Annotated in this window: 27 protein-coding genes and 1 pseudogene; 11 read left to right on the plus strand and 17 right to left on the minus strand. The window is 34.7% G+C overall.

Annotation, left to right across the window (positions count from 1 at the left end):
• Positions 1-135: 135 nt before the first annotated feature.
• Entirely contained in the window at positions 136-1,404 is a 1,269-nt protein-coding gene (locus LJY09_RS18225; protein ID WP_228307374.1) for a glycosyltransferase, read from the minus strand.
• Positions 1,405-1,977: 573 nt separating this feature from the next.
• On the opposite strand from LJY09_RS18225, the gene LJY09_RS18230 reads away from it, so the two are divergent.
• From LJY09_RS18230 to LJY09_RS18240, 3 genes are all read left to right on the plus strand, one after another.
• The gene (locus tag LJY09_RS18230; RefSeq protein WP_308012702.1) at positions 1,978-3,480 is read left to right on the plus strand and encodes a BCCT family transporter; all 1,503 of its coding nucleotides are present in this window, start codon (positions 1,978-1,980) and stop codon (positions 3,478-3,480) included.
• 403 nt (positions 3,481-3,883) lie between these two features.
• Positions 3,884-5,065 carry a cation:proton antiporter gene (locus tag LJY09_RS18235; protein ID WP_098999680.1) on the plus strand — a complete coding sequence of 394 codons (1,182 nt, stop codon included), beginning with the start codon at positions 3,884-3,886 and terminating at the stop codon, positions 5,063-5,065.
• A 139-nt stretch (positions 5,066-5,204) separates the two neighbouring features.
• Positions 5,205-5,414 (plus strand): hypothetical protein, encoded by a 210-nt coding sequence (locus LJY09_RS18240; RefSeq protein ID WP_028414856.1) that lies wholly within the window; start codon positions 5,205-5,207, stop codon positions 5,412-5,414.
• 47 nt (positions 5,415-5,461) lie between these two features.
• Here LJY09_RS18240 and LJY09_RS18245 read toward each other — a convergent pair.
• The 8 genes and pseudogenes from LJY09_RS18245 to LJY09_RS18280 all read right to left on the minus strand — a co-directional run.
• Positions 5,462-5,641 (minus strand): annotated as a pseudogene (locus LJY09_RS18245) (IS3 family transposase); the annotation flags it as partial.
• 373 nt (positions 5,642-6,014) lie between these two features.
• Positions 6,015-6,296 (minus strand): hypothetical protein, encoded by a 282-nt coding sequence (locus LJY09_RS18250; protein ID WP_108674859.1) that lies wholly within the window; start codon positions 6,294-6,296, stop codon positions 6,015-6,017.
• A 10-nt stretch (positions 6,297-6,306) separates the two neighbouring features.
• Entirely contained in the window at positions 6,307-6,696 is a 390-nt protein-coding gene (locus LJY09_RS18255) for an SHOCT-like domain-containing protein (RefSeq protein ID WP_016766321.1), read from the minus strand.
• A gap of 11 nt (positions 6,697-6,707) precedes the next feature.
• Positions 6,708-7,073 carry a DUF2089 domain-containing protein gene (locus tag LJY09_RS18260; protein ID WP_228307375.1) on the minus strand — a complete coding sequence of 122 codons (366 nt, stop codon included), beginning with the start codon at positions 7,071-7,073 and terminating at the stop codon, positions 6,708-6,710.
• A gap of 280 nt (positions 7,074-7,353) precedes the next feature.
• Positions 7,354-8,799 (minus strand): DHA2 family efflux MFS transporter permease subunit, encoded by a 1,446-nt coding sequence (locus LJY09_RS18265; protein WP_028414859.1) that lies wholly within the window; start codon positions 8,797-8,799, stop codon positions 7,354-7,356.
• A gap of 535 nt (positions 8,800-9,334) precedes the next feature.
• Complete coding sequence (locus LJY09_RS18270) at positions 9,335-9,868, minus strand: SF0329 family protein (RefSeq protein ID WP_155010464.1); 534 nt, start codon at positions 9,866-9,868, stop codon at positions 9,335-9,337.
• Positions 9,869-10,017: 149 nt separating this feature from the next.
• The gene (locus LJY09_RS18275) at positions 10,018-11,715 is read right to left on the minus strand and encodes an MFS transporter (protein WP_155010465.1); all 1,698 of its coding nucleotides are present in this window, start codon (positions 11,713-11,715) and stop codon (positions 10,018-10,020) included.
• Positions 11,716-11,783: 68 nt separating this feature from the next.
• A complete protein-coding gene (locus LJY09_RS18280; RefSeq protein WP_028414862.1) occupies positions 11,784-12,413 on the minus strand; it encodes a TetR/AcrR family transcriptional regulator in 630 nt (209 codons plus the stop codon).
• 286 nt (positions 12,414-12,699) lie between these two features.
• Here LJY09_RS18280 and LJY09_RS18285 point away from each other — a divergent pair, with 286 nt between their 5' ends.
• The gene (locus tag LJY09_RS18285; RefSeq protein WP_028414863.1) at positions 12,700-12,894 is read left to right on the plus strand and encodes a hypothetical protein; all 195 of its coding nucleotides are present in this window, start codon (positions 12,700-12,702) and stop codon (positions 12,892-12,894) included.
• A gap of 231 nt (positions 12,895-13,125) precedes the next feature.
• Here LJY09_RS18285 and LJY09_RS18290 read toward each other — a convergent pair whose 3' ends face one another.
• From LJY09_RS18290 to LJY09_RS18305, 4 genes are all read right to left on the minus strand, one after another.
• A complete protein-coding gene (locus LJY09_RS18290; protein ID WP_098999678.1) occupies positions 13,126-13,323 on the minus strand; it encodes a ChaB family protein in 198 nt (65 codons plus the stop codon).
• A 152-nt stretch (positions 13,324-13,475) separates the two neighbouring features.
• Positions 13,476-14,990 (minus strand): glycoside hydrolase family 32 protein, encoded by a 1,515-nt coding sequence (locus LJY09_RS18295; protein WP_228307376.1) that lies wholly within the window; start codon positions 14,988-14,990, stop codon positions 13,476-13,478.
• Positions 14,991-15,044: 54 nt separating this feature from the next.
• Positions 15,045-16,754, minus strand: coding sequence for a glycoside hydrolase family 13 protein (locus LJY09_RS18300; protein WP_323134962.1), 1,710 nt, complete (start codon positions 16,752-16,754; stop codon positions 15,045-15,047).
• A 319-nt stretch (positions 16,755-17,073) separates the two neighbouring features.
• Positions 17,074-18,066 carry a LacI family DNA-binding transcriptional regulator gene (locus LJY09_RS18305; RefSeq protein ID WP_028414867.1) on the minus strand — a complete coding sequence of 331 codons (993 nt, stop codon included), beginning with the start codon at positions 18,064-18,066 and terminating at the stop codon, positions 17,074-17,076.
• Between the two features lie 390 nt (positions 18,067-18,456).
• On the opposite strand from LJY09_RS18305, the gene LJY09_RS18310 reads away from it, so the two are divergent.
• From LJY09_RS18310 to LJY09_RS18335, 6 genes are all read left to right on the plus strand, one after another.
• Complete coding sequence (locus tag LJY09_RS18310; RefSeq protein WP_228307377.1) at positions 18,457-19,686, plus strand: MFS transporter; 1,230 nt, start codon at positions 18,457-18,459, stop codon at positions 19,684-19,686.
• A gap of 807 nt (positions 19,687-20,493) precedes the next feature.
• A complete protein-coding gene (locus LJY09_RS18315) occupies positions 20,494-20,643 on the plus strand; it encodes a hypothetical protein (RefSeq protein ID WP_167387331.1) in 150 nt (49 codons plus the stop codon).
• 103 nt (positions 20,644-20,746) lie between these two features.
• On the plus strand, positions 20,747-21,007 hold the full coding sequence (locus tag LJY09_RS18320; RefSeq protein ID WP_047750117.1) for a hypothetical protein: 261 nt from the start codon (positions 20,747-20,749) through the stop codon (positions 21,005-21,007).
• 190 nt (positions 21,008-21,197) lie between these two features.
• Entirely contained in the window at positions 21,198-21,629 is a 432-nt protein-coding gene (locus tag LJY09_RS18325) for a hypothetical protein (protein ID WP_028414868.1), read from the plus strand.
• A 144-nt stretch (positions 21,630-21,773) separates the two neighbouring features.
• On the plus strand, positions 21,774-22,007 hold the full coding sequence (locus tag LJY09_RS18330; RefSeq protein ID WP_028414869.1) for a hypothetical protein: 234 nt from the start codon (positions 21,774-21,776) through the stop codon (positions 22,005-22,007).
• Between the two features lie 111 nt (positions 22,008-22,118).
• On the plus strand, positions 22,119-22,712 hold the full coding sequence (locus LJY09_RS18335; RefSeq protein WP_028414870.1) for a hypothetical protein: 594 nt from the start codon (positions 22,119-22,121) through the stop codon (positions 22,710-22,712).
• Positions 22,713-22,791: 79 nt separating this feature from the next.
• Here the strand turns inward: LJY09_RS18335 and LJY09_RS18340 are convergent, their stop codons facing one another.
• Both LJY09_RS18340 and LJY09_RS18345 read right to left on the minus strand, forming a co-directional pair.
• Entirely contained in the window at positions 22,792-23,994 is a 1,203-nt protein-coding gene (locus LJY09_RS18340; protein WP_154974176.1) for an iron-containing alcohol dehydrogenase, read from the minus strand.
• A gap of 80 nt (positions 23,995-24,074) precedes the next feature.
• Entirely contained in the window at positions 24,075-24,584 is a 510-nt protein-coding gene (locus LJY09_RS18345; protein WP_228307378.1) for a GNAT family N-acetyltransferase, read from the minus strand.
• 411 nt (positions 24,585-24,995) lie between these two features.
• On the opposite strand from LJY09_RS18345, the gene LJY09_RS18350 reads away from it, so the two are divergent.
• The gene (locus LJY09_RS18350; RefSeq protein WP_034267423.1) at positions 24,996-25,187 is read left to right on the plus strand and encodes a hypothetical protein; all 192 of its coding nucleotides are present in this window, start codon (positions 24,996-24,998) and stop codon (positions 25,185-25,187) included.
• Positions 25,188-25,589: 402 nt separating this feature from the next.
• Here the strand turns inward: LJY09_RS18350 and LJY09_RS18355 are convergent, their stop codons facing one another.
• Positions 25,590-25,757, minus strand: a complete 168-nt coding sequence (locus tag LJY09_RS18355) for a hypothetical protein (RefSeq protein WP_165573610.1) — start codon at positions 25,755-25,757, stop codon at positions 25,590-25,592.
• Between the two features lie 196 nt (positions 25,758-25,953).
• Positions 25,954-26,337 carry a hypothetical protein gene (locus LJY09_RS18360; protein ID WP_028414874.1) on the minus strand — a complete coding sequence of 128 codons (384 nt, stop codon included), beginning with the start codon at positions 26,335-26,337 and terminating at the stop codon, positions 25,954-25,956.
• Between the last annotated feature and the right edge of the window lie 353 nt (positions 26,338-26,690).

Below are 26,690 nucleotides of genomic sequence, written 5' to 3' on the forward strand. Positions count from 1 at the left end.
CTTCCTGTCGTTACTTACTATTAACTGGAGAACGTAACTTTATTACAAACAAAGCTGTTTTCATATATAAGAGTTGATTGGATAAAACTCTTCTCTTAAAACACATACTAGCTGTTTAGCTATCCTTCAATCCATCTATTTATCCCGCAATTTGTGTACTACGCTTTCTATATGCTTCACCGCTTGGTATACACCATTTTCCGATTGAATGATGCTTTTTATTTGTTGAGCATTTTCAATATACTCTTTATTTTCTACTTGTTCTAACGCGTGGACCAATTCGAATACTTGGAGATTTTTTTCTTGTAACGGCTTTAGTGAATACCCTTTTTTATAGAGAAGATTTGCCCAAAACGGTTGATCCACTGTAAACGGAATGATAATTTGTGGTACGCCACTCAGTAAAGCTTCAGACATTGTTCCAACACCTCCATGATGAATAATGCCTTTAGCACGTTTAAATAAAAGTCTATGGGATGCACCTTTAACGGCGAGTATATTCTCTTGTTGATTAAACTTCATACCGCTTGTTCCTGTTAGCACTATTGCGCGATTGTCCGTCTCCTTTAATGCCTGAATTAACTTTTGTTTAAAAATTGATGGACTCTTTAAAGGCATAGAACTAAATGATACTACAATAGGCTTCTTTCCTTTTTCTAGAAAGTTTTCTATTTCATTGGGTAGCACCTCTTCCTCTACTTCTAAAAAGAAAAAACCTGGTAGACATACAGAACCTTTCCAACTCTCTACTTCTTTGAAAAGAAAAGGACTAATAGGATAAATTATAGGAATAGGTGCACCGTTTACGTCATATGTGTAAAGTCCGGCTTTTCTCTTCGGGAATTTTAACGTTTTTTCTCTAAAATCGTTAATTTCTTTCATAAAAGGGTACTCACTGAACTTTACTATCTTGTAGGATAATCTATTTAATGTAGGACCAAAGCTTTGTTTTGACGATAAAGAGAAATTTGGGAACTCTGTAATTGGATACATAATTGGAACGGGCGGTAAGCAAATGCAAGGAATATGATAGTACAGCGCAATATCAACGGCACCAAGAGCTTTAGGATGATAAATGATTAGATCGGCTCCTTGGGAAGCCAGATAAAAATCATCCATACTTCTTCTGTAGGATGGAGCAATTTTTTCTTTTGAAAATTTCATTATTTTAAAAGGTGAAAACTTCTTACCATTAAGTATATCTCTTCCTTCCTCGCTCTCCATTATCGCCATCAAATCAGTAGCAGCGGGATGAAAGGAAACCTTATTTTCTTCAATAAAATGTTGAAACGTCCCACCTGTACAAATGACTACTTCATGTCCAATCTTAATCATTTCTCGAGCAAGTGCAATATAAGGCTGTACATCTCCTCTACTGCCTAACGTTAAAATTGTCACTTTCATAATTTCCACCCCCATAATAAATAATGACTTAACTTTTTTGTTTTGCTACAACTATATTTTAGCTTATGTATGAATTTTTCTTATTTATTTAATTTTTGATTTCGTTAAGTTAAATGATAATGTTTTATGGTTTGCGATAGTTCTTGCATTCACAGATAATTTACTCTTTGCAAAGGTAATAAGGCAGATTAATCCCTTTGTTGAATATAAAATTACTCATCCTTTAAAAATTGCAAGATTTATAGTTTTTAGTTTGATTGCTATAGCCAACTTATACTGGATAAAATGTTGAATCAGAGTCTTTATATTCTCATGTCTCCTTTTCATCGTCATTAAAAGAAAAACTCATTTCTATTTTAAAAGAAGTCTATTCCGGACTTAATCTACTGAAATGATTAAAAGGTTGCAAAAGCTCTCTCCTTACCAAATAGCTGGTATAAAAGACGTTTTTTCATTCCGTATTAAGGGAATTAAGATAGAAATTTAAGAAAAAGGAGCTAAAATGGCAAAATAGTAAATTTAAGTCTTTCTGGAAGTCATTAATGTTAATTAAAAATATGAAGGAGGAAGATGATGAAGAAAACAACACCTATTTTTTGGATCTCTTTAATCATTAGCGTTTTATTTGTAGGCTGGGGTATATTAAAACCAACTAATCTACTTCATGTCATGACCACCGCCGAAAGTTATTTGCTTAATCGTTTTGGCTGGTTTTATCAATTTTCTGCTACATTCTTTTTAATATTTTCCTTAGTATTAGCTTTTAGTCGATTTGGAAAAATAAAACTTGGCAAACCCCTTGAAAAACCTGAGTTTAGTACCCCTACTTGGTTCGCTATGTTATTTAGCGCTGGGATGGGAATTGGTTTACTTTTTTACGGAATTTCTGAGCCAATCTCTCACTATGCTACACCCCCTTTTGGGAAACCTCAAACTACTGAATCTGCAAAACTGAGCCTAGAATATACATATTTACACTGGGGATTTCATGCTTGGGCGATTTATGCTGTAGTAGCACTTGCCTTAGCCTATTATAAATTCCGAAAAAACATGCCTGGACTAATGAGCGCAACCCTGACCCCTCTTATTGGAAATAAGAGTAAAGGGCCAATTGGCTACGCAGTAGATATTATAGCTGTGTTTGCTACTATATTTGGGGTGGCGGCATCTTTAGGATTAGGAGCTTCACAAATAAATAGTGGATTCCACTACCTAACAGGTATGCCTATTAGCTATAAAGTTCAACTCGTTATTATAGCTATTACAACCATTTTATTTATTACATCTGCAGGAACTGGTGTTTCAAAAGGCATCAAATATTTGAGCAACACTAATATGGTTTTAGCTGTCATTCTATTTGTTTCCTTTCTTTTTCTTGGGCCTACACAATACTTAATAGAGCTTTTCTCTACAACCTTTGGTTCCTACGTTCAACAATTACCAAGTATGGGGCTGCGATTTGCTCCATTTAATTCTGACAATAACCAATGGGTAAAAGATTGGACCATTTTTTACTGGGCTTGGTGGATATCATGGACTCCATTTGTGGGAACTTTCATTGCACGCGTATCTAAAGGAAGAACGGTTCGTGAATTTATTATGGCTGTATTAATCGTTCCAACACTTGTATGCTCAATATGGTTTGGCATATTTGGAGGTACCGGTATTTATTTTGATTTTGTGAAAGGATTAGATGTGGCAAAACAAAGCTTAGAAACCTCTCTATTCTTTGTGTATGATCAAATGCCGTTTGGAAGTTTTCTTTCTACCATCTCTGTAGTCCTTATTTTGACGTTCTTTGTGACTTCTGCAGATTCGGCCACTTTTGTTCTGGGGATGCAAACTACAAATGGGAATTTAAATCCACCTTTCTTTGTTACATTTATTTGGGGAATCATTTTAGCTGCTATTTCAGCAATTTTATTAGGTACAGGTGGCCTGCAAGGCATGCAAGCAGCTATTATTGTCAGTGCATTACCATTAGGGATTGTTCTTCTATTCATGTCCTATGCATTAATTAAGTCCTTCCGACAAGAAGTTTCTGAAGATAAAAAGCAAAATAAAAAAACTGCTTAACTTATTTCAATATGAAGCAGCTTTAAAAGGTGTATGATTTATTTTTAAACTGATATTTATATCTTTTGTTTGAGGGAAACTTTATAGTAAACATCATGTATGTAAGCTTTGTTAAAGGTTGTTTCCTTTTAGTGAGGAAACAACCTTTCTCTTCTTGCATGTTTGTAAGTACCAACTTATTTTTTTGATTGAAGTTGTATTCAAATTTATATTATTTAGCATTATATAAGTAATTTATTGCTAATGATACCTTAGGAAAATATTATCTATAATAAACAAAGTTATAAGAAAAGCCGTATATCTCTCAAGGTGACAGAAACCTATCCATAAAGAGAATGTACTCTTAACAATACTTGGCACATGAAGCATAATTTCAGTTTTAAAGAGACAAAGGAGCATAAAAATGGTTACATATTGGATTATTTTATTAGCTATCGCTGTAGGGGTAGTGTTTATCGCGGAAAAACTGAAACAACCTTATCCCACTTTCCTTGTAGTAATAGGATTAATTATTGGTTTGGTACCCATTCCTGCGTTGGGAGAAATAAAAAGTTATGCAGCCAATGATACCGTGTTTCAAACGACCGTTATTTTCATCTTCTTATCAGCTTTGTTAGGGGATGCAGCACTTAAACTTCCCTTTGATGAATTAAAACGTAATAAGAAATCGATTTCTTTATTAGCTTTTTTAGGTACATTTCTTACCTTCTTACTAGTTGCTGCTTCTACTTATTTTTTCTTGCACCTTTCTTTGCAAGAATCCTTAATTTTCGGTGCACTTATGGCAGCTACTGACCCTGTATCCGTTCTAAGCATTTTTAAGTCAATGGGCCTAAACAAGCGCCTCTCCATTGTGGTCGAAGGAGAAAGTTTAGCAAATGACGGAGTTGCTGTTGTACTATTTCAAATTGCTGTGGTAACTACTGCCTTGAGCTTAACAGGTACATTGAATGCGCTGCTTGAATTTCTGAAAGTTGTAAGTGGAGGCATATTGATTGGTGGAGTGTTTGGTTTATTAGCTTCTCGTATTACATCTAAGATTGATCATTATTTAGTGGAGACTGGATTATCGATGGTTCTATTTTATGGTACGTTTCAGCTTGCTGAACACTTTGACGTTTCTGGGGTAATATCTGTAGTAGTAGGTGGCGTAATCTTAGGAACTTATGGACGAAACGTAGGCATGTCAGATCTAACACATGAAAAAGTGAATTCCTTTTGGGAAACAATCGCCTTTCTCTCCAATGCGCTTATTTTCTTACTAGTAGGATTAGAAGTGAGTCGTATTGATTTTTTAGATAAAGGATGGCTTATCGTTGGAAGTATTCTTATTGTTCTTTTAGCACGTTTTCTCGCTGTCTATATAAGCTTAGCTTTTGATAAATCCATTCCAACTTCATGGAAACCTATTATTTCATGGGGAGGATTAAAGGGATCTCTTTCAATTGCGCTTGTTTTAGGCATTACACCCGAATTTGAAGGAAAAAATCTGTTATTAGCAATGACATTTAGTAATGTAGTCTTTTCTCTTCTTATTCAAGGAACAACACTAAAAAAATTAGTTTCATTTTTGAATGTAAAATAAAAGCCTATACTAAAAGAAAGCTGATGTTATGTTTGAAACTTTTCTTACACCCACTCGTATATCCATAAGGAACACCCTTACTCCTTTCTTAGTCAACATACAATAAATACGCGATAGAAAGCTTACAAGGAGGAATTAGATGGAATCAAGAATGAGTTGGTGTATTAAAAATCCTTCGTTTTATTTGGGAGCTGTTTTATTTCTCATCTTTGGTAGCCAATGCGTTATGGGATATATAAAAGAACATCAATTCTACGTTTTAGAGAGCATATTGAGTATCATAGGTGTTTTTATGATTGTTCTACCGTTGAAAAAGAAACTTGCTCCTCATTCACCAAAAAGCACTTAGTTATATGGGACTGACCCCTGATTTCGAGACAAGGATCCAAACACCTTTTAAACAGCCAGTTTTCGGTATTGTACCGGTGACTGGTTGTTTAGTTTTGTTTGAATACAGATATGGTTATAATAAGTAATGTAGCTTTCGACAGTTTGTTCTACGATGGCAGTCGTAGTACATGTTAACTCATCGAGGTAAAATGTTTCAGACTTTAGGGTGAAATGAAACGATTCAATTCAATTCTGTTATTTTGTTAGTAATAGCTTATATAGTGAGTTTTAGATTTAACAGAAAAAGCTAAAATCAATTAAGGAGCTGCTTGATAAAAAGAAATCCTTAATAAAATCATGTAGCAAAGGGGGGCTTTAATACGATTTCGGTATGAATAGGAATCTAGATCGTTACGTTTGTTTCCACATTTCAGGGCACATACTCCGGGTATAGATTAAATAGAAAAAGTAAAGAAGCAGAAAAAAAAAGAGATTATACAGCAAGATAGCACGCTGTGTAGTGTCTTTTTTCTGCCTTTTCGCTTTTATATAGACTAATAAGGTTTTATTTTTACACGAAGGTAGACACCTAAAGCGATTTTCACTTTACAAAGCTACATCATAGTCTAACTCTTACTTCCGTACCATCTGTAGCTTTGACATCTACTAGCACCATCCCCTTATGTTTCTTTAGTTCCTTGACGATAGGCTTTAGCACACTTTTATCTATTAGCGGAAAAGTAAAGTTCAGCTCTTTTCTTTTAAAATGTTCTTTTGTCCATTTATCTATATGCTTCTGGATAAATTTCGAAAAAGCAACGCTAATAGCAACGTTTAAAAGAGCATATGGAATTGGGATACTAAACCGAACTTCTTTGGTTTTCACTTTTACATGAATCATAAGCGCACCGTTATTCAATGATGACTGAAACGGTATCTCCGTTCGCCGATTTAATATCAACAATCTGGCCATCTAACTCGTTTTCAATTGCTTCAACAATCAGGTTTATGTCTATATCTTTTACATATTTTTCTGATTGAGGAATACTTGCTGCGATGCTGTGTCCAGCCATTAATACCAGCTTGACAAGCTTTATTGGCAAATTAACCTTCACATTATCATTTTCAGTTGAAACAACTCGAATTTTCAACGTTTTATCTAAATACGCATTCGGTTTCTTCAAAAGCTTATTGCCTGTTTCTTCTTTTTCTTTTAATACTTGAATCAGTTCTGATCCCTTTTCTGCATCAATTTTTCCTTCTTGAACCATTGTTAACACTTTTGTAATTTCCTCTTTCATAGACAATCCCCCTATTCTTCTTTTAAGAGCTTGATGGCTTCTTCTGCTGTAATTTCACCATTTTCTAACATAGACACAACTTTTTTCTCGTCTACTTCGTTTTTCTTCTTTTCTACATATCCAAGAGATGAAATGATGTCAGTCAGCTTTCCGCGAACAGTTGGGTACGAAACGCCCAGTTCTTTCTCAACTTCTTTGATATTTCCTCTGCATGTTAAAAACACTTCTACAAAATGAAGCTGATCACCCGATAAAGATGCCAGCTTAGATAATTCAAACTCATTTTCAATCGTCGTGTGACAATGGCTGCACTGTAGCTTTGTAATTTTTAACGTTTCACTGCAGACAGGACAATTTGTAAGTACTTTATAAGCCATAATCAAATCTCCTTCTTTTAGTTAATTTGATTATATAACAATTATTTAATATTAAAAACAATAAAATTAAATAATTTTAAATAAAAAATTAAATATAATAATTTACACTTTAAAAAAATCAATAAAATATTTTAAATTACGCACAATGAAAACTAATAAATATTTGCTGAATTAGATGCTTGAGGTTTAAAAAGACACATACAGCTATACAAAAAAGAGTACCTTAAAACCTTCCCCAAACCTAAAAAAACACAGACCATACAATGGTCTGTGTTTTTTATTAATGCGCTTTTTGTTCAACATTAACTCTCTTGATAAAGAACGAGATCACTAATCCAACAATGGAAACAATAATCGCAAAGACGAATGCATGTTGAACACCGTTGGTAAAGGCAAGAACTTGGTTTAATGGATCCATTTTATCTGACACCGTCTCAAGGAAGCTTCTTGAACCTGATGACAGAATCGAGATTCCAACAGCTGTTCCGATTGCTCCAGAAACCTGCTGCAAGGTGTTCATAATCGCTGTTCCATGCGGGTACAGCTCTGGTGGAAGCTGGTTTAAACCATTTGTTTGAGCTGGCATCATAATCATCGAAATGGCAATCATAAGCGCAATGTGTAACCCAATGATAAACCCTGTTGACGTTTCCAGCGTTACGGTTGAAAAACCATACATGGTGCCGACTACAATCAAAAGACCAGGAATAACTAGCCATTTGGGACCAAAACGGTCAAATAATCCGCCCATAACCGGTGAAAGAATTCCGTTAATCACTCCTCCTGGAAGAAGCATTAGGCCAGCGGCAAAGGTTGATAAAGCTAATGATGTTTGTAAGTACAGGGGTAAAATCATCATGGCAGACAGTAGTACCATCATGCAGACTAGAATTAATAAAAGACCAATTGTAAACATTGGATACTTAAAGGCTTTAAGGTCTAACATTGGCTCTTTCATCTTCGTTTGACGAATAGAGAATGCAACTAGTGCAACAGTTCCAATCACAAGAGTTAGAATAACCTGTAGACTTCCCCAGCCCCCGCCTTCTCCAGCGCTGCTAAATCCAAATACAATTCCTCCAAAACCTATTGTTGAAAGAACAACAGAAATCATATCGATTTTTGGCTTTGTTGGTGTGGTAACGTTCTGCATAAAGAAAGCTCCAAACACCAAGGCAACCACTAATAATGGAAGTGAAATCCAGAAAATCCAGTGCCACGTTAATGTTTTTAAGATTAAGCCTGATACAGTTGGTCCAACAGCTGGAGCAAACATAATAACAAGGCCAATGATCCCCATTGACTTTCCACGCTTATGCGGCGGGATAATAACAAGAATCGTGTTGAACATAAGCGGTAAAAGCAAAGCTGTTCCCACGGCTTGCACGACACGGGCAATCATTAGTACCCCAAACGTTGGTGCGATAGCGGCAATAAATGTTCCGATAATCGAGCAGATTAGCGATGCTATAAAAAGCTGTCTCGTCGTAAACCGCTGAAGAATAAAACCTGAAATAGGTACCAGAATTCCTAACGTTAATAGATATCCTGTTGTTAGCCATTGTGCCGTTGTTTCGTGAATACCAAAGCCTGAAATTAGCTCTTTTAACGCCATATTTAGCGCTGTTTCACTAAATAAACCGATAAACCCGGCAATAAGAAACGACGTAATAATCGGCAGCACTTTGATGTTAGAGCCTTCGGCTGCTGTTTGTTGATTACTCATATTAAATTGTCTTCCTCTCTTTTACGTACTCTTTTTGATAAATTTTTTTCTATCTCAATGATAAGTTGATTAGCAGACAAACGATACATACCGATATAAAGATTAGTAATAAGTTTAAGACATTGTGCTGATTAAGCTTTTTCCTTCTCTTCTCTTTTGACCGGATTGCTTTTTGTCTTCTAAATTCGTTTCTTTCCACAGATACCTCTCTCTCCATTTCATTTCTAAATTACGTATGTAAACTGTTTCCCATTTATGTATATGCTTTTTCAATAAGCAAGATAGAACTAAAAAATGAAAAGAGGAAAGGCACATATTTATACCATTCCCCTGCACAAAGGAAAAATGAATTTCCACTTTGTATACCAGGAATATTGTAACACATCTATAAGTACTGTTTCTATCTAAAATATACTAAATAATGATATCTATATACCTAACTTAGTGCCCTGTGACAATTAAAATTTGTTTCTGTTATTTCATTAGCAATGACGTATATAGTCATTTTTGAATGTAATAGAAGTTCTGTTTATGTTCATTGGCTACTATGTATATTCTCTGCTTCACAACGTAATTTATAAAAATCCTGAACGAATGTGTTTTCTTCTAAAATGGATTCTTTCATTTTACGTAAAGTTCTTTTTCCTACACGACGGTCAAGCATACACAATATTTTTATTAACATATCATTCGACTTTAAAGATAATTCAATTGGTGAATTAAAATATTCCTCCAAAGCAGAAAAGAAATCATATTGTGCATAAATGCCTTCCGTTTTTAATTGTTCTTGAGCTTGTTCTTGGATTGCTCGATTATTAAAAACATTATCATAAGTAAAATCGTCTAACTGAATACGAATATCTCTTTCTCTATAATATTCTTCTTTTTCAGCAGTAATCGTACACATATTTAACATTTCTACTTTATCAACAGTTATGACAGCCCTCCCTAACTGGTCATGTGCTTTTCGATAATTAATCACTTGAAAATCTACTCTTGAATGCAAAGATTCGCATACAAAACTCAGTAAACGTTTCTTTGCTTTGCTCCATTTTGGATGATACAGCAATAAACTCCCTCCCTTTCAACCTATTAAATTTTACCATTATAACATATCTGTGGTAGTAGAAAAGAAGTATATGCAAGAATTAAAAGAGCAAACTCTCTTACACGTGAGTTTGCTCTTTCTCTTCTTCATTCAAATTTCTTAAGTTTAACTTATTGTCCTATATCCTTCATCCTTTTAAGAGCTTTTCTATATTCTTGATCTCTCATATGCAGCATTTTATCAGGAGAAGGTTTAGGCTGGCCAAACTTTTTCAAAGCTTCTCTATACTCGCTGTCACCAATGACTCCATTCGAAACAATCTCTTTAGGCGAACGCTCAAAAACGGGAGTAGCTTTTTTACTGTGAACCTTTTCGGTACTCGGCTTTTCTTTATTTTTTTCTTTATCATGCGACTTATGAGCCAGCTTGTGTCCCTTACCTGTTAAAAACATCAAAAACGAGAGAATGAATACCACAATGCTCAATACACACGAAAACGTAGAAAAGGTATGATACGTAATGATTTCAGATTTTACATGTAGAGATTGCGTGAAATTTTCTTTACTAGCCACCTGGCTCTCTGCACTTACCGTTGCAAGGTGATCTTTATACACCTTTGCAAAAACAATACTGCTGATTACAGGAATGACCGCAGATACTGTCACTCGTATAAATTGAACCGTGACCATCCGAGGGACTAAGCTTGGTAGTGGTCCGCCTAAAGCAGCACCCATCAGACCTGCAGCGACTGTGAATCCTACTCCTGCGATTAAAGCGGCAAAGCTGATAATAAAGAGAAAAGCTGAAGCATGACCGTCCACATACATCCACTGTATGTTTACTCCCATAATAATGACGGCTCCTATAATACCTAATACGCCCGGCCCGACTTTATCATATAATACGGCACTTAATATGGCTGCAATTACTATCCCGGCAAAAAGCCCGATATAGATCAGTGACATCTCTCCTTTATCAAAACCAGATTCACTTTTAAGCAATCCTTGTAGGGATAAAAGAGTGAGACTCATACTAATATTTCCTATAACAGCGATTAAGATAGCGAGAGCTGGTTTTCGAGAAGCCACTAATCGAAAGGGAATTAAAGGATTTTTAATATGCCATTCTGCTATAAATAAAAAACATAAAAAAATGATGCTTCCTACTATGCCTATCCATACATAAGTAGATGCCCATCCTGATTTTTGGAGATTAAGTAATGTAAACGTAATAAATGCAGTAACCATAAACATTAACGCTGCACCGATGATGTCAAATGGTTCATGATGTTTTTGCTGTTGCTTGGCATGATCATTTGTTAAAAATTTGTAGCTAAAACCTATTCCCAGTAAGGAAAGTACGGCCGCTATATAAAATAACCATCTCCAGTGTCCGTAGCTTTTCACTAACATTCCGAGAAAAATACCCACAACGCTAGAGCCATAAAATCCGCCAATAAGAATCAGTAATGCCAAGTTCCGTTTCTGAATCGGAAAAGAAAGAACCAGCATTGGAATCATCATCATAAGTGCTAAACCCGTTCCTGTCCCTTGTAAAAAACGACCAATTCCCATTCCTAAGAAGCTGTTAGAAGCAATACTTACGATAGCTCCTATAAGAAACAAACACATCGAAAGAACATAATTCCTTCTCTCCCCTAACTTGTGTCGAAGGATAGGTCCAAACGGAATACAAAATGCAAAGCTTATAACCCCTATTAAAACCGGTGTTATCGAAATATAAGATTGATTGTGAAACGTTTGTTGGAGAATGTCACGTATAGAATTTAATGACGTGTTTAACATTAAACCAGGACCAATAGCTAAAACTGCCAGTAAGGAAATCCCCCAGTGTTTTTCTATTTTCATACCACAATTCCTTTCTGCCTTTCATGATTGTAAAATATCTTTATTTGAACAAACTAAAAAATAAAGCTTCAGTAAGGAAGCTTTATTTTATTTTCTAAACCTGCCACTCGAATTGGCCCTAGAAGAGTTAAACGGGTTAATTTATCAGCCATAAATGCAGGGCTAAATTTCATATCGCTTTCTAACCAAGAACAAATGACACCTATATGAGCTGATGTAATATAGCTAATCAGGATATCTTTAGGAATATCCAGTCCATCCTCTTCTTCTCCAATCGAAGAGATTAGCTCTCCGTACACTCTTTTCTTTACAATTTCCGTCATATGACTTCTGAATTGAGGCAATCCTCGGTCGCTTAGCATGACTTTAAAATAATCCGCGTGTTCGTAGATGAATTCAAAAAGCTTTAAAAAAGAAACAGACTCATCTTTTTCTTCCACTTCTGAGGAAACCTCGTTATTTTGTTTAGGCTTTACTTGCTCTATTAGCTCTTCTAGAACTTCATTCATAATCTGAACAAGAAAGTCTTGCTTATCTTGATAATGTAAATAAAATGTTCCTCGCGTTAATTCCGCTTTTTCCGTAATTTCTTGAATCGTAATGGACGTGACATCTTTCTCCTTAAGAAGTTCGACTAAAGCGTCTCTTAAGTATTTATTTGTTCTTTTTATCCTAGGATCTACTTTTTTTTTAGTCATAGTTGATCTCCTTGTATCACTTTTATTAAGACATACGATGGACTATTTAAACTATCCTGTATCGTCAACATACATTTTATACATAATGTAAACTAATGAACATCATGTATATTAAGTCTCACAAAGTATTGCCAATCTGTCAATATCAAAAATTGGGTAGCGTTAAAACATTCGTTAGACATGGATTGAGTGAACTCAAGAGTGTAATCTTTTGTAAAAACGTTCAAAAGAAATGGTATTAGAAATGAAGGAATAGTAAAAATTGATATTATGGAGGTGTTTTCTTATGAAAAAGTTTGAAGTAACGTTTCATTTAATCAATGGTGAAATCAGTCATATAGTTGAAACTAAATCACTTATTCGTGCAAAGAACTACATACAATATAGATTTGAAGATAAAAGTAAAGTATTGGACTTAGCAAATGACTTGGTACTCGTTAAAAGCAGCGTTCAATACTTTACCGTAGCTGAAAAAGAATAAGTAATGATATAAAAGGGATAAATGATCGAGCATGAATGGCTTGTTACACCGCTGTTAATTTCCATGCAAGGCTTCGCTTTTCGCAGGCGGCAAGTGAGTCTGCAGGAGTCTTTCGCCTTGCTATCCAATTAACGGCTACAAGCACCTACATTCACCCTCATAATAAAAAAATCCGAACAGTTTATCGTTCGGATCTTCCTTCCACTAAACTACTTTTAAGCTCTTTTCTCGCTATTTTTTCACCCAGTTATCATTACTATTTTTTTTGTACTTTGTTTTCACTGCATTCCACGCAACTTTATGCGCCGTAGCTTCTTCTTTGTATTCGTCACTCGCTGAGTTAAATGCTTCTTTATAAATTTCCTGAGCATGATGAGGAAGGTTATCTTTTACTCCATCAGGCAATTCTTTTAATGAATTGTAAGGCATATAGTATTCCTCCTTGAAAACGTCTTTTACTACTGATTTACCTGTTCTTAATGAGTATAAACATTTAATAAACTCTGAAAACGAATGGGAGTTTTGACTCTATAAAAAAGAACAGCACCTCTCTAGGAAGCCTGTTCTTCAAGTGAATCTAATTATCCTTTAAACATCAGCGGGGAAACGCCCTTACTTAAGTTCCATTTGCTTAAGGTAATCAATTCAATTTCTTGATCAGCAAAGAAACAAATACCTTTTGCATTTTCTACAGGATAGATTCTGCTCGTCATCACTTTCTCGCCTTCATTAATAAAAACTTCAATGGACGATTTATCGACAAAGAGATGAAGATGCAGGTGGTTATCATTTAATCCAACAGGTGCTTTTCTTACTCCTCCATCACCTTCACCTGAGTTATCGCGATTAAAGATAAACAAACTTTCTAATCTATCATAGGTTAAAAGCGTTTCTTGGTGAGTTTCGTTATCTGTTCGCAATTTCACTCCGAATTTTGAAGCGGCTTTTGCGTTAATTTTCACTTCAAGTTCGTAACAATCACCTGAAATACCTGCAAGTTCTTGTTCTCCACTAACGATAATATTTTTATACTGCACGTGATGTTGACGAAGCTGCTTAAGCTCTGGAATTGGTTTACTAATTATGTTCCCTTGTTTAATAGAAAGCTCACGCGGAATAGTCATTGCTCCTGCCCAATTGTATTTTTGTTCAGACATGCAGCTTTCCCACATAGCCATCCACGCTATCATAATTCGTCTGCCATGTTCATCTTCTGTTGTTTGAGGAGCATAAAAGTCAAACCCGTAGTCTAAAAGTTGAAAATCTTCATGTTGAAGCAGCCCCGTTTGATAGTCTAATTTCCCTTTTACATATCCAGCTTGATGTAAGTTATGATAGAGATCCCCTTCTGGTTTTACTCCTTGAGGCGACATGACAAGCACGTCCTGTCCGCCGAGACTAAAAAAATCTGGACATTCCCACATAAAACCAAGATTCCCTTGGCTTTTGGCCATTATATTTATAAACTCCCAATCCATTAGATCTCTTGAACGATACAAAAGAACTTGGCCCTCATGATCCTTCGTGCGTGACCCAAGAACACAATAATAATAGTCATCTTTCTTCCATACTTTTGGATCTCTAAAATGATCAGGGTGAATATTCCCTTCAGGCACTGAATCAATAACTGGGTTTTGAGCTGCTTTATTAAAATGAACGCCGTCTTCGCTTACAGCAAGACACTGAACTTGTCGTAAATCCGTATCATAGTTAGCTCCCGTCCACACATTCCCTGTATACATGGCATAAAGCTTTCCATCTTTTTCAACTGCACTTCCTGAAAAGCATCCATCTTGGTCATATTCTTCACTCGGAGCAAGAGCAATAGGGAGATGTTCCCAATGAGTGAGATCTCTACTTTTTATATGCCCCCAAAACATTGGCCCCCACTCGGGAGAGTATGGATGATGCTGATAGAATAAATGATACTCACCTTTGTAAAAGCAAAATCCGTTTGGGTCATTCATCCAATATGCCGGTGTAGACACATGGTATTGTAATCGCCAATAATTCTGATTAACAGCCTCCTGCTCGTTTAACACACTCTTCATTGCCTTTGAGATTTTTTCTTGATGTTGATTTTTTAATGTTTTCAACCGATTTCTCCCTGCCTTTCTCTACGTGAATGAGTTACGTGTGATAAAAAGAGATTAAAACGATGAATCAATCTCACAAACAATGGATTCGTAAGGTCGCAATTTTAGTTGATTTGGGTGTAATTCCAAATGATCGTAGTTCGATAAAATAACTTCTTTCATAGTAAAATCTAAGTTTAAAGCTACTTCTTTATGACCAAAGTTAGCGATTACCGCTATTTTTTTATTATTAAACTCCCTTGCGTAAGCCATGATTTGTAGACTATCTTCAAACAAATCTTCGTATTTACCAAAAGCAATAACCTCTGAATATGGACTGCTTTTTCTTAATTTAATTAAATTTTTATAGAAATAAAATAAAGAATTATCATCTTTTAAAGCATTCTCAACGTTAATAGAAGAGTAATTAGCATTTATCTCTAGCCACGGTGTGCCTTGGCTAAACCCTGCATATTGAGAATGATTCCACTGCATAGGTGTTCGGGAATTATCACGGCTGCGTCTCCAAATTGCTGCTAATGCTTCTTCTTTTGAGAATCCTTCTTTCAGCGCAGAGTGATATTGATCAATTGAAGCTAAGTCATTGTAATGCTCAATCGACGGATACTCTACATTTGTCATTCCGATTTCTTGTCCTTGATAGATGAATGGTGTGCCTTTTAGTAAAAAATAGACCGTAGCTAACATTTTTGCTGACGTAGGTCCTATATCTTCGGGTTTAATAAATTTGTTTAAAGAACGAGGCTGGTCATGGTTTTCTAAATAAAGTGCTCCCCACCCCGTATTGTTATAGAATGTTTGACTATCAGAAATGGCTCTTTTGAAATCAAGCAGATTCCACTTATGCGGTTCATACCATTTTCCTTTTTTTCCTACGTCTAAATCAACATGATCGAATTCAAAAAGCATACTAAAATGTCCTTCTTCTCCCGCGTAAATAGGCAGTTCTTTGTGTGATACTCCAGGAGCTTCCGCCACAGTTAAGATATCATGTGAAGCAAAAGCTTCTTTACTTAGTTCACTTAAAAATTCATGAATGCCTTCTTGATTTGTTTCAATTACATTCATTTCACCATCCGAATTAGCAAAGTCCTGTCGTTTTTTTATAAATGTAATGGCATCTACTCGAAAGCCGCTAATTCCTTTTTCTAACCACCATGTGACCATTTTATAGACGGCATTTCGAAGATCAGGGTTTTCCCAATTAAGATCAGGCTGCTTTTTAGAAAATGCATGAAGATAATACTGTTCTGTTTGTTCATCATACTCCCAACATGAACCGCCAAAAATAGATTCCCAATTATTAGGAGGGTTTCCGTCATCTTTTCCATCTTTCCAAATATACCAATCTCTTTTCGGATGATTTACATCACTTTTTGATTCTAGGAACCACTCATGTTCATCCGAAGTATGGTTAACGACTAGGTCCATAATAATCTTTATATTTCTTTTTTTGGCTTCATCAATCAGTAGATCCATATCTTCCATAGAGCCAAATTCTTCTGCAATGGCTTGATAATCAGAGATGTCATATCCGTTATCATCCATTGGAGATTGATAAACTGGACTTAGCCAAATAACGTCGATACCTAACTCTTTTAAGTAATCTAATTTTTGAATAACTCCTTTTAAGTCGCCAATTCCGTCACCATTCGAATCGTAAAAACTTTTCGGATAAATTTGATATACAACTGCTTCTTTCCACCACTGTTTATTCATCGTTACAGCGCTTTCTGGATTCTTTCTTTCGCTTAGTTGAACCATTTCTTATCAGCTCCTATGTATTTATATTAAAATGATGTATATATTCTTCTGTTTTTATGGTATCGATACCATATGTGGTTAAAAAAATTCATGTTATTAAAAAATCTGATATAACCCTTTTTACCTCACGCTTCTATACTTACCTCAAACTCTTTGTTCTAGTATGCGATAAATAGCTGAATGTAGAGGAACTGTCTTCTGCTTTAAGGTAAATTTATTGTATTATATTATGGGAACGGTTTCAATTACTTTTCTGAAAATTTTTCAAAAAAGGTGAGAACTAATAGATTTAGCTCTCACCTTCATCTGTTATCTCCTATCACGTTGAGCTTCGAACAACTAGCTCGATTGGGAGTTCAAACGTTTCTACTGTCGATTCAGAATCATTCAGCATATCGATCAGGATTTCCATTGCTTTAATCCCCATTTGATCAATCGGTTGTCGTATAGTTGTTAGCTTTGGATCTAACATTTGTGCAAGAGGTTGGTCATCAAAGCCAATAATCGCCAAATCATTAGGTATACTTAGACCAGACTCTTTGGCTTCGATCATCATTCCTCCAGCAATTTCATCACTTCCTGTAAATATAGCCGTTGGGCGATCCTCCATTGACAGGATTTTTTTAACTACTTGTTTTCCGTCTTCAATACTATGTTGATTAACAAAAATCCATTTTGGATCCGGCTGAATTCCTGCCTCTTGAAGTGCTTTTTGATAACCTTGGTTACGGTCCTTGTCCTTACCTTCCTCAGCGAACAATCCACCTGTACAGTACCCGATTTTCCGGTGTCCCTTTTCAAGTAAATGCTTTACGCCTATATACGCACCCTTATATTGATTTAATCGAACGATTGGAACATTTGCGTTGTTTACATATTCGTTGCACAACAAAATAGGACCATACTCAGTAAACGGCTCTATGAGACTCCAGTCATTTTCAATGGACGTCATAATAATTCCGTCAACTTGCTTTGTTTTCAGTAAATTTAAAAATGCTAATTCTTTCTCTTTATCTTCATTACTTTGAAAGATTAATACATGATAGCCCTTTTTATAAGCAACTTGTTCAATTGAATCGACTAAATAAGAGAAAAATGGATTTATAATCCTTGGTACAATAACACCAATTGTAGTCGTTACCTGTCCTCTTAACTTTCTTGCCGAAGGATTTGGCGTATAATTAAGCTCTTTCATTGCTTTTAGCACACGATTTTTTTTCTCTTCTGAAACATACGAATGATTGTTTATAACACGGGAAACCGTTGTTTTTGATAACCCCGATAATTTGGCTACGTCGTATATTGTAGGCATGTGTTTATCACTCCATCACTAACTGAAATCAGTTTCATACTTATTTTACGTTAAAAAAGAGACAAAATGCAATGAATGAATTCGTTTGCAACTCTATACCATCTGTTCAATAAGAATACAGTAGAATCCCTATAGGTCTTTGAAACAGCCCTTTTTATATAAAATGTTTCATGATTAATAAATCAGTACATATCAAATTGTTTATTTTATATGTAAGAAATCAGTACCATATTAAAAAAACACATTACACTTAAACAAACCTTTTCTGGAAGGTATTTTTGTTAATTATTTTCTTGTTGACATATGAAATCGGTACCATATATAATACAATCAATCGAAAACGCTTTCTAAATAATATTTAGATACATAAACAGCAAAGGGGATTTAAATATGGAAAACAATAAACTTTATTGGAAACTAAGCAGTTTCTTTTTCTTATTCTTCTTATCTATTGCCTCTATTTTTACTTTTTTTGCTATCTGGTTGGGACAAAGCCTTAACCTTTCCGGAGCACAAACAGGTATTGTTTTTTCTGTAAACGCTGTCTTTACTATGCTTTTTCAACCTCTTTATGGATATATCTCTGATAAATTGGGGTTACGAAAGAATTTATTATACTTCATTTCAATTTTAGTTATTTTATCTGGATCGTTTCTAATTTTCATCTATCAACCTCTTTTAAACTGGAATTTTTGGGTAGGAGCTCTGACAGGCGGAGCTTATCTTGCCATCACCTTTTTAGCTGGAATCTCAGTCATCGAGTCATATATCGAAAAAGTTGGCAGAAAGTATGCGTTTGAATTCGGTCGTGCAAGACTTTGGGGATCAATAGGAGCTGCCGTTGCTGCTGCTATTGGAGGACGAATGCTTAATATTAACCCTGATATCAACTTTTGGATTGCATCGGGATCAGGCGTTATCTTATTACTTGTTATTTTCCTTACAAAAGTAGAAGTATCCACTATTGAAGAAAAGAAAGCAAAGTCCCTTTCTATTCAAGATTTAGGTAGCTTATTTAAACGAAAAGACTTCTGGATTTTTATGATTTTTATGCTCGGGACTGGCTGCATTTATAATGTTTTTGACCAGCAATTTCCTGTATATTATGCCTCCCTGTTCCCAACAGAACAATTAGGAAATCAAATCTTTGGTTACTTGAATGCAGGTCAAGTCTTTTTAGAATCCGGGATGTTATTAGTTGCTCCATTCATTGTGCGCAAAGTAGGTCCTAAAGGCGGTTTAATTTTAGCGGGAATCATTATGATTTTACGCGTAGTAGGTTCAGGGCTAGTATCCGATCCATACAGCATTTCCTTTATCAAGCTTCTTAACGCACCAGAGTTTGCCATTATCATCGTTTCTGTATTTAAATATCTGGCTACACATTTTGATACGAAATTCTCTTCCATCTTATATTTAGTTGGATACCAATTCGCAATGCAACTAGGAGCGGTTATACTCTCCCCTATTGTAGGAAACCTATACGATTCCATTGGCTTTCGTCACACATACTTAATCATGGGGGTTATCGTGACTGTCTTTACTCTATTTGGTGCATTTCTTTTAAGAAACAACAATCAAGCATCTAAAGATAATAATGATTCAAAGCTTACTGCTTAGAACAAGGAAAAATATTTATTAACTGTGATTCTCATAATTTTGAAAGCCCTTGCTAATTTTAGCAAGGGCTTCTTTTTGATGAGTTTCTTCTATTAATAATATATGGAACTAAAGTATATATCTTTTCAAAAGAGTTCATGGATAAAAACAAAAAATAAAACGCTTTCATTTTTTTATTCTATTAACTCATTTCCTTTGTTAGAATGAAATTATAGGGATTATAGCAGAAGGGCAGATGGGACATATGAGTACAAATCTATTGATCATTTTAGGGGTTATATTTCTGACAACAGTTGCTATCACTATTTTAATTAAGATTCCTGAAGAGGAATAAACTACATCATAAAATAAAATAAAAAGCCACCTCATTCTTTTGATATTAAAAAGTGAGATGGCTTTTTCGAATTTTAAGCATTGCAAAAGTTTAAGAAAGATTAGGTCTATAAATAATTATAGCATATTAATTGAAAGGTTGTCATACAATTTTAGATAGAAAGAATCCCCTTCTAGTAAGGTATATACGTAAACATTGTGTGAAAAAACAAGAATTTTATTATGTCGTTGCTGTACATACTACATTTTAAGGAATTCATATGATAGTTAATTAAAAAAGAACTCTACTTATGGGAACTAATGATATAATTACCTTTAATTGTATAATAGGTGATTTTGTTGATAGAAGATTTATTTGGAGGAACACTACCGTTTTTGCCTTCCAAGAAAACAATTGCTGCTAAAAAGAAACTTAGTCTATTAAGTAAGCAAGAATGGTTTAGAACTACTTAACTGAGGAAGGATCTACGAATAATGAAAAAATCGAATAAAGATCATTTACTTTGGAACATGTTAAAGCTGTGGATTTCTATACCTAGAAATATTCGTGTAGCATTTCTTTGGGCTTTTATTTTAGGAATCTCTTACTTGGGCTGGGTAAAGCTAATCCACCGATTTATTTAACATTAGCAATTTACTTTCGGATCGTTTTTATTGTGAAATAATCCAGAGGAGTTATTTGAGTTGTAAAAGATAAAAAAAGCTTATTGGAAAGGGATAGATTCATATGGCTGTAAATATGATTTTTAATCCACTTTTTGCTTTAATAGTCCTTGTTGTAGGGATGTGGACGGCAAGTACGGTTCACCAATTTTTTGGGTTAGTATCGATTTTAGGAGGTTTGTTATTAGGGTTCTCTACCTTATTAAAAAACGGTACAACCATCAATAAAAAGTCAAAGGTTTTACTTTTTGCATCTTTTGTTTTTCTGTTGAGTTTATTCTCATTAGCTTACTTAATTGTATCTGCCTTTATCTTTCATTTCTAAAGACACTTTAATGGAAGGATTCTAAAGGGACTCATAAAGAAACCTTTCCATTAGAACGATCATATAATCCTTTTTAGAGACATGGGTTTACCCAAAAGATTAGTCGCTGATAACATAGTTCAATTTAAGGAAACAAGAAGACCCGAAAAATAAAAAACTCAACTGAATATACTATTAAAGGAGAACTGCCTTGAGTCGCTTTATAAAACTAGTTGTTACATCCCTTTTATCTACTGCTATTTTTGGTGCTGTCTACGGGATAATCAGCTTAACACCTGAAAGTGAAAAAGAACCTAATATTTATTACTTCAGCTTTACAGATACATTCGTATTTACATTTATGTATACTTTACCCGTTTATATAGTTGTTGGAATTATTTGTTCCTATCTAATTGATATGCTAGCACATAACAGGCAGACAAGAAAAATGTACTTGTCTAAACTCTTAATGTACTCGTTAGCAGGAATAGTTCCTGGTTTAGCATTTTACTTTCTGTTTGAAGGAATTCAGTTAGATTATCAATTGTTATTTTATTTTTTTGCCCTGGGTATTTTTGCATCTAATACTTTTTATCATGTTTTGCTACTTATAAATAAGGTTTTTAATAAGCAGAAAATTTAATGAAAGAACCTGTAGCAACGATGAGCATTTCTGTTGTTGGAGTCTCTCTGATTTTTATTTCGTAAAGAATTGTTATAGTAAAAATATTCACTAGTCCTATGTTAAACTGTACATAGAAATATCGATGAGTCTGGAGGCAAGGTAATGAAACGTGCAATAGGAATATTTCTTATTGCTCAAGCTTTATTAACGTACTTAACTATTAATATGATTTATACTCCTTATACAACTACAACAGTGAATAACAATACGGGAGCAGTGACAGTTTCGTATAGTTACCCTTGGGTATATTGGTTAGGTTTTATTGGCTTGGGCATTATGCTTATAGTGGGAACATATTTAGTTTTTGCCAAAGAAAAGAAGCAGATCTTTAATTAAAGATCTGCTTTTGTTTCTATCGACAAATTACATTATAATACATACGTCTTTATAAGGATTTTGATATATAATGAACACTAAAAAAGAATGATTTCAGGAAGAGGAAAATGTGTGAAACGTAGTCGTTTGTTGCTTTTATCGTTAATGAGTAGTTTGTTAATTATTTCAGTATCGTTGTTCCAGTGGGATCTGGTTGATATGATAACGGAATTTTTAATGTTGCCTGTTTGGTTATTTGTATATGCCTTCTTTATCATCATAACTGTATGGGCATTGATTCATCTTTTTAAAAATAGAAAGTGGCAGCCGCTTGTTATTCAGCTCATTACTATTATATTATGGTTCTTCTTTCCCTTTACTCAAGTCAACTTGGATTTGAACTTTAAAATCCATCAAGAGAAGAGAGAAGAAGCTGCGGCTAAAATAGAAAATGGCATGATTAAACCTAACGTACCCGATAGTCCATCACTTATTCAATTGCCAAAAGAGTATACTCAATTGTCTAAAGGCGGAGGCGACATTGAAGTAGAGACAAAAGGAAAGTCGACATCAATTCTTTTCTTTACGTACCGCGGGATGCTAGACAATTTCTCAGGATTTGTTTATGACCCAAATGATCATAAACCTTCAAAAAGCGATTTTGACGGAGATTTTAAACAGATAGAAAAAGTACATAAGAACTGGTATTATGTATCTTCTTATTAAAAATAGATACTACTTAAAAACTAGCCCCAAATCGTTAGACACTGTCTGACAATTAGGGCTAGTTTTTAATTTTCATTCTTTACTTCAAGCTCTCTACTTCAGAATGCCGTTTTTTATCTACACGGTCAAAGTAAGCTTGTTCAAGAATTTGCATATAATCAGCCTCGGTAATTAAGCGGACGTTACTTGGCGTTGAGTTGTTTTGCATAGCCAACTTTACAATGCTCGGAAAGTCTTCTTTCTTTACACCCTCTAGCTCTTTTAATTTAGGAATATTTAATGATTCTGTTAATTCTATAATTCCTTGAATTAATTTTTCAACAGCTATTTCATCTGAATCTAAATCTTTGGCAAAACTCATATACCTTGCTAATGTAGCATGCAGCTGCTTATTCTCCATAGAATTAAAACGTAATACGTATGGTAAAAACACTGCGTTAGCAACTCCATGCGGGGTATCATAAAGCCCTCCAAGCGCTTCTGCTAAGCAGTGTACCGAAGCAACATCTGCAGATCCAAAACACAAGCCAGCTAAGAGACTTCCTTCCAGCATATCTTGACGAGCCGCTTCATTTTTACCATCGCGGAAAACGATAGGCAATGCCGAAACAATCGTTCTCATTGCTTGAGCCCCAAGCGCTTGTGAAATAGGATTTGTTACTTTACACGTATAACCTTCAATCGCATGAACGAGGGCATCAATGCCAGTCGCAGCCGTAACAGAAGGCGGAAGACTTAATGTTAGTTCAGCATCAAGAATCGCCAAGACAGGTCTTAATGTACTATGTTTGAGCGTCATTTTCCGATGTGTAGATGCCTCGGTAATAACGGCAGAACGAGTAACCTCTGAGCCCGTACCTGAAGTAGTTGGAATACAAATAACTGGTGCGATGTTTGAATACAGGAGTCGGCCGTCTGCATAGTCAGATGGTTCTCCGCCGTTTGGGCCGCACAGCGCAATAGCTTTTCCCGTGTCCATCGCACTCCCGCCACCAATGGCCACAACTGCCTCCGCACTAAAGTCACGAAATAACTTAGCACCTTCCAAGCAGTTCGTATCTCGAGGGTTTTGTTCAATTGAATCAAATACCAGCACTCGGTAACCAGAAGCCTCCAAGGCAGTTACAATTGGTGAAACTAATCCCGCACGAACCACACCAGGGTCACTCACGACTAAAATTGATGAACCAATATTTAAAGATGTCAGCATTTCTGGTAATTCTCTAGCTTTCCCCATTCCTACCTCAATTTGAGTAGAACAAAAATAGTTATAAGATTTCATTTATACCCCTCCCGTTGTCTAAAATCAAATACATATCTTAAGAAGCACTATTTTTTAAAATTTCATCGTGGCCGGTACGCTTACTTATTCCATTCTGAAGCTAATATACCCATAAAATATGTATCTACGTACTTCCCATCCACATAGGCATGGTTTCTTAATTTTCCTTCAGTAATAAAACCAATCTTTTCATATAGTGCAATTGCTTGTTCGTTTATTCCTCTTGTGGTTAAATAGATTTTATTTAGACGGAGCTGTTTAAACCCTAAATCAATCATTTGCTCCATAGCCATTCGACCATATCCGTGACCTCTAGATTCTGAAGATAGGAGAATTCCTATACTAGCTCTTCCATGTGCATAGTCTATATCCTTCAGAAATACCCATCCGACTAATTCTTTTTCATCGCTTTCAATTCCTAAAATTAAATCTTTGTTCATTCTTTTGTTTTCTACTTCTTGTACCACCTCTTCATAAGTTAAAGGTGTTCTGCCTATCATTCGTATTGCCCGTTCATCATTTAACCATTTATGTAAGTATTGAATGTGAGTAGTTTCAAATGGCGTAAGATGTATTCTTTTTGTACTCATTGATTTATCTTCTCCTTCTAAAGAAATGCAACCACAAATTACAATTCATTCCATACTTGATTCCATAAATATCGCTGACAAAGGTAAATGTGTATTTCTACTTACGATATACAACAGCCAAATTAAAATAAGTAGGTGCATAATTGAATGAAGCCATTAATCTGTTTAAATAGAACACTTTTGTATATAATTCTGGAATCAATAAAAAAACCCTCTCTTACATTTTACGTATAGTTAATCTTTGTCTTTAATTAGGGTTAATTCATCGGTTTGAGCTATTAAATCAATTTTCTCTAATCTAAGGTTGGTCCTTCTAATAAACCCCATTACGTTAATCCGATGTAATAGAAGAAGGATTTTTACTTTTTAAGATAGAATAGTTCCTTAAAGAATCATAAAGGAGTTGATTTCATGTCTAAACAAACAAAAGATAGAAAAGAAATAAAGCTTTTGGATTCTCAAATTTACTTATGTGAGGAAATTAGAAAGTTGTTGAGGAAAAAAGAAAAAAGAAGTCTAGCCTTTGAACAAGAGTATACAGAACATGATATATTACACATTGCTTTAAACAGATTAATGAGTGAGTTAATCTCTAGACATTAAAAATTTCATCTATTATATTTGATATTATTCCAAATAGATACGTTTAATCTAAAAAATAGACAGAATATTTCATTAATATCTTTACTTTGTAAACGTTTTCGTTTATACTAAGTATAGGTTGGATGGCATGAGTGGCTGTCATAGTATTTAGCGTAGGCGGGGCTGATATGAGGGAACAGGGCATAGAAGAAATGTCCTTTTTTTGTTTGGGCAACATTTGTTAGAAACTAGGAAATGTTATAAAACTTCTTTCAAACGCTTTTTTTGTTTCATATGCCCTATCCAGTCTAGAAATTGAAAAAGACCACCTCTTCCCAGTCAAAAGAGGTAGCTTTTTTTAAAAATTGAATGAACAGCAGTCATTAAATAATGCTTTATTGCTTCTTGAGTAAGTTGCTTAACTTAAGAAATGGTATTCGTAGACAGCATATTAACCGCTTTTTCCAACAGTAAAATATCTTCTTCAACCATTCTTTTCATATCATCGAGATCAAGTTGAATATATTCTTCTTTTAAACGTTCTAATTCCCTGACGAACAGGGATCCCGTATAGTACCTATAATTTGTCACTACTATTTATCCCCTTTGTATGCTCTTACTAGATGTAATTCCCCTTTATTCAGATTAACAACCAATAAATGCAAAATTTTTTAAAAAAATCCTTCCCTGATGTAGGCAAAGGATTTTTAACTTGATTAGAATAGGAAAAATATGTTATTAACGTGGCCAGATTTTTAGTTTCATATACATACAACGTTTTATCGTTCTACTTTGATGTTAAATCAAATTTATCTTCTTTCCCATTCCATTTTATTGTCACGTGATAAGGAGCGTTGCTGCTTTGAGTCGAACACCCGCTGCAGCTTCCATTTAAATTAATTTTCCCTTCTGTCTCGTCATCCGTACCTGATAATTTGCTTGTTTCCCCTTCAACAACATAAGAAACTTTTCCTACTTTCTCCTTGTCTTTTCCTTTATAGATGATACTGCCTTGCCCATTTTCAGTATTCTCTCCTTTATTTAAAAGATATAAAGCTTTCCAATGATCTCCTTCACCTTCGAAACGCACACTTTCTTCTTTGCTGCCACAGCTACCCAATACTAATAAAAAAATAGATATAAGTCCTAAAAACAAAAACTTCCTTTTCAATTTAAATCCTCCTACACGATAAAAAAGCACCCAACTATCCTATTAGGTGATTTTTTGTTAGTATCTGTTCTTTTTTTCAAGTAATTTAATTAATCTATCATTTTGTTTCACTATCGTTCTTAGCTTAGCTTCTAACGAACATAAAGTGATAAAGACGGCTATAAATCCTATAATGACAAAAAACATATTAGCTGATATCCCCCATACATCATTTTATTTTCAGAACAATATCTATATAATAACATTTTTTCTATATTTTATATCATAATGTTGTTTCTTAGTTAACATAATAAATAAAAGGAATAGGAAAGTGTTCTCTTAAAGAAAACCTTCAGGGCCGCCATTTGAACGTT

This window comes from Priestia sp. J2 (genome assembly GCF_020790095.1).
Taxonomy (GTDB): Bacteria; Bacillota; Bacilli; order Bacillales; family Bacillaceae_H; genus Priestia; species Priestia zanthoxyli.

Bases quoted from the DNA above. Each gene is read 5' to 3' on its own strand.
- LJY09_RS18250 (WP_108674859.1), bottom strand. From the start codon at position 6,296: ATGATTCATGTAAAAGTGAAAACCAAAGAAGTTCGGTTTAGTATCCCA.
- LJY09_RS18300 (WP_323134962.1), bottom strand. From the start codon at position 16,754: ATGGTTCAACTAAGCGAAAGAAAGAATCCAGAAAGCGCTGTAACGATG.
- LJY09_RS18235 (WP_098999680.1), top strand. From the start codon at position 3,884: ATGGTTACATATTGGATTATTTTATTAGCTATCGCTGTAGGGGTAGTG.
- LJY09_RS18350 (WP_034267423.1), top strand. From the start codon at position 24,996: ATGTCTAAACAAACAAAAGATAGAAAAGAAATAAAGCTTTTGGATTCT.
- LJY09_RS18345 (WP_228307378.1), bottom strand. From the start codon at position 24,584: ATGAGTACAAAAAGAATACATCTTACGCCATTTGAAACTACTCACATT.
- LJY09_RS18275 (WP_155010465.1), bottom strand. From the start codon at position 11,715: ATGAAAATAGAAAAACACTGGGGGATTTCCTTACTGGCAGTTTTAGCT.
- LJY09_RS18340 (WP_154974176.1), bottom strand. From the start codon at position 23,994: ATGAAATCTTATAACTATTTTTGTTCTACTCAAATTGAGGTAGGAATG.
- LJY09_RS18320 (WP_047750117.1), top strand. From the start codon at position 20,747: ATGGCTGTAAATATGATTTTTAATCCACTTTTTGCTTTAATAGTCCTT.
- LJY09_RS18305 (WP_028414867.1), bottom strand. From the start codon at position 18,066: ATGCCTACAATATACGACGTAGCCAAATTATCGGGGTTATCAAAAACA.
- LJY09_RS18255 (WP_016766321.1), bottom strand. From the start codon at position 6,696: ATGAAAGAGGAAATTACAAAAGTGTTAACAATGGTTCAAGAAGGAAAA.
- LJY09_RS18310 (WP_228307377.1), top strand. From the start codon at position 18,457: ATGGAAAACAATAAACTTTATTGGAAACTAAGCAGTTTCTTTTTCTTA.
- LJY09_RS18280 (WP_028414862.1), bottom strand. From the start codon at position 12,413: ATGACTAAAAAAAAAGTAGATCCTAGGATAAAAAGAACAAATAAATAC.
- LJY09_RS18265 (WP_028414859.1), bottom strand. From the start codon at position 8,799: ATGAGTAATCAACAAACAGCAGCCGAAGGCTCTAACATCAAAGTGCTG.
- LJY09_RS18285 (WP_028414863.1), top strand. From the start codon at position 12,700: ATGAAAAAGTTTGAAGTAACGTTTCATTTAATCAATGGTGAAATCAGT.
- LJY09_RS18290 (WP_098999678.1), bottom strand. From the start codon at position 13,323: ATGCCTTACAATTCATTAAAAGAATTGCCTGATGGAGTAAAAGATAAC.
- LJY09_RS18240 (WP_028414856.1), top strand. From the start codon at position 5,205: ATGGAATCAAGAATGAGTTGGTGTATTAAAAATCCTTCGTTTTATTTG.
- LJY09_RS18330 (WP_028414869.1), top strand. From the start codon at position 21,774: ATGAAACGTGCAATAGGAATATTTCTTATTGCTCAAGCTTTATTAACG.
- LJY09_RS18225 (WP_228307374.1), bottom strand. From the start codon at position 1,404: ATGAAAGTGACAATTTTAACGTTAGGCAGTAGAGGAGATGTACAGCCT.
- LJY09_RS18260 (WP_228307375.1), bottom strand. From the start codon at position 7,073: ATGGCTTATAAAGTACTTACAAATTGTCCTGTCTGCAGTGAAACGTTA.
- LJY09_RS18230 (WP_308012702.1), top strand. From the start codon at position 1,978: ATGAAGAAAACAACACCTATTTTTTGGATCTCTTTAATCATTAGCGTT.
- LJY09_RS18315 (WP_167387331.1), top strand. From the start codon at position 20,494: ATGAAAAAATCGAATAAAGATCATTTACTTTGGAACATGTTAAAGCTG.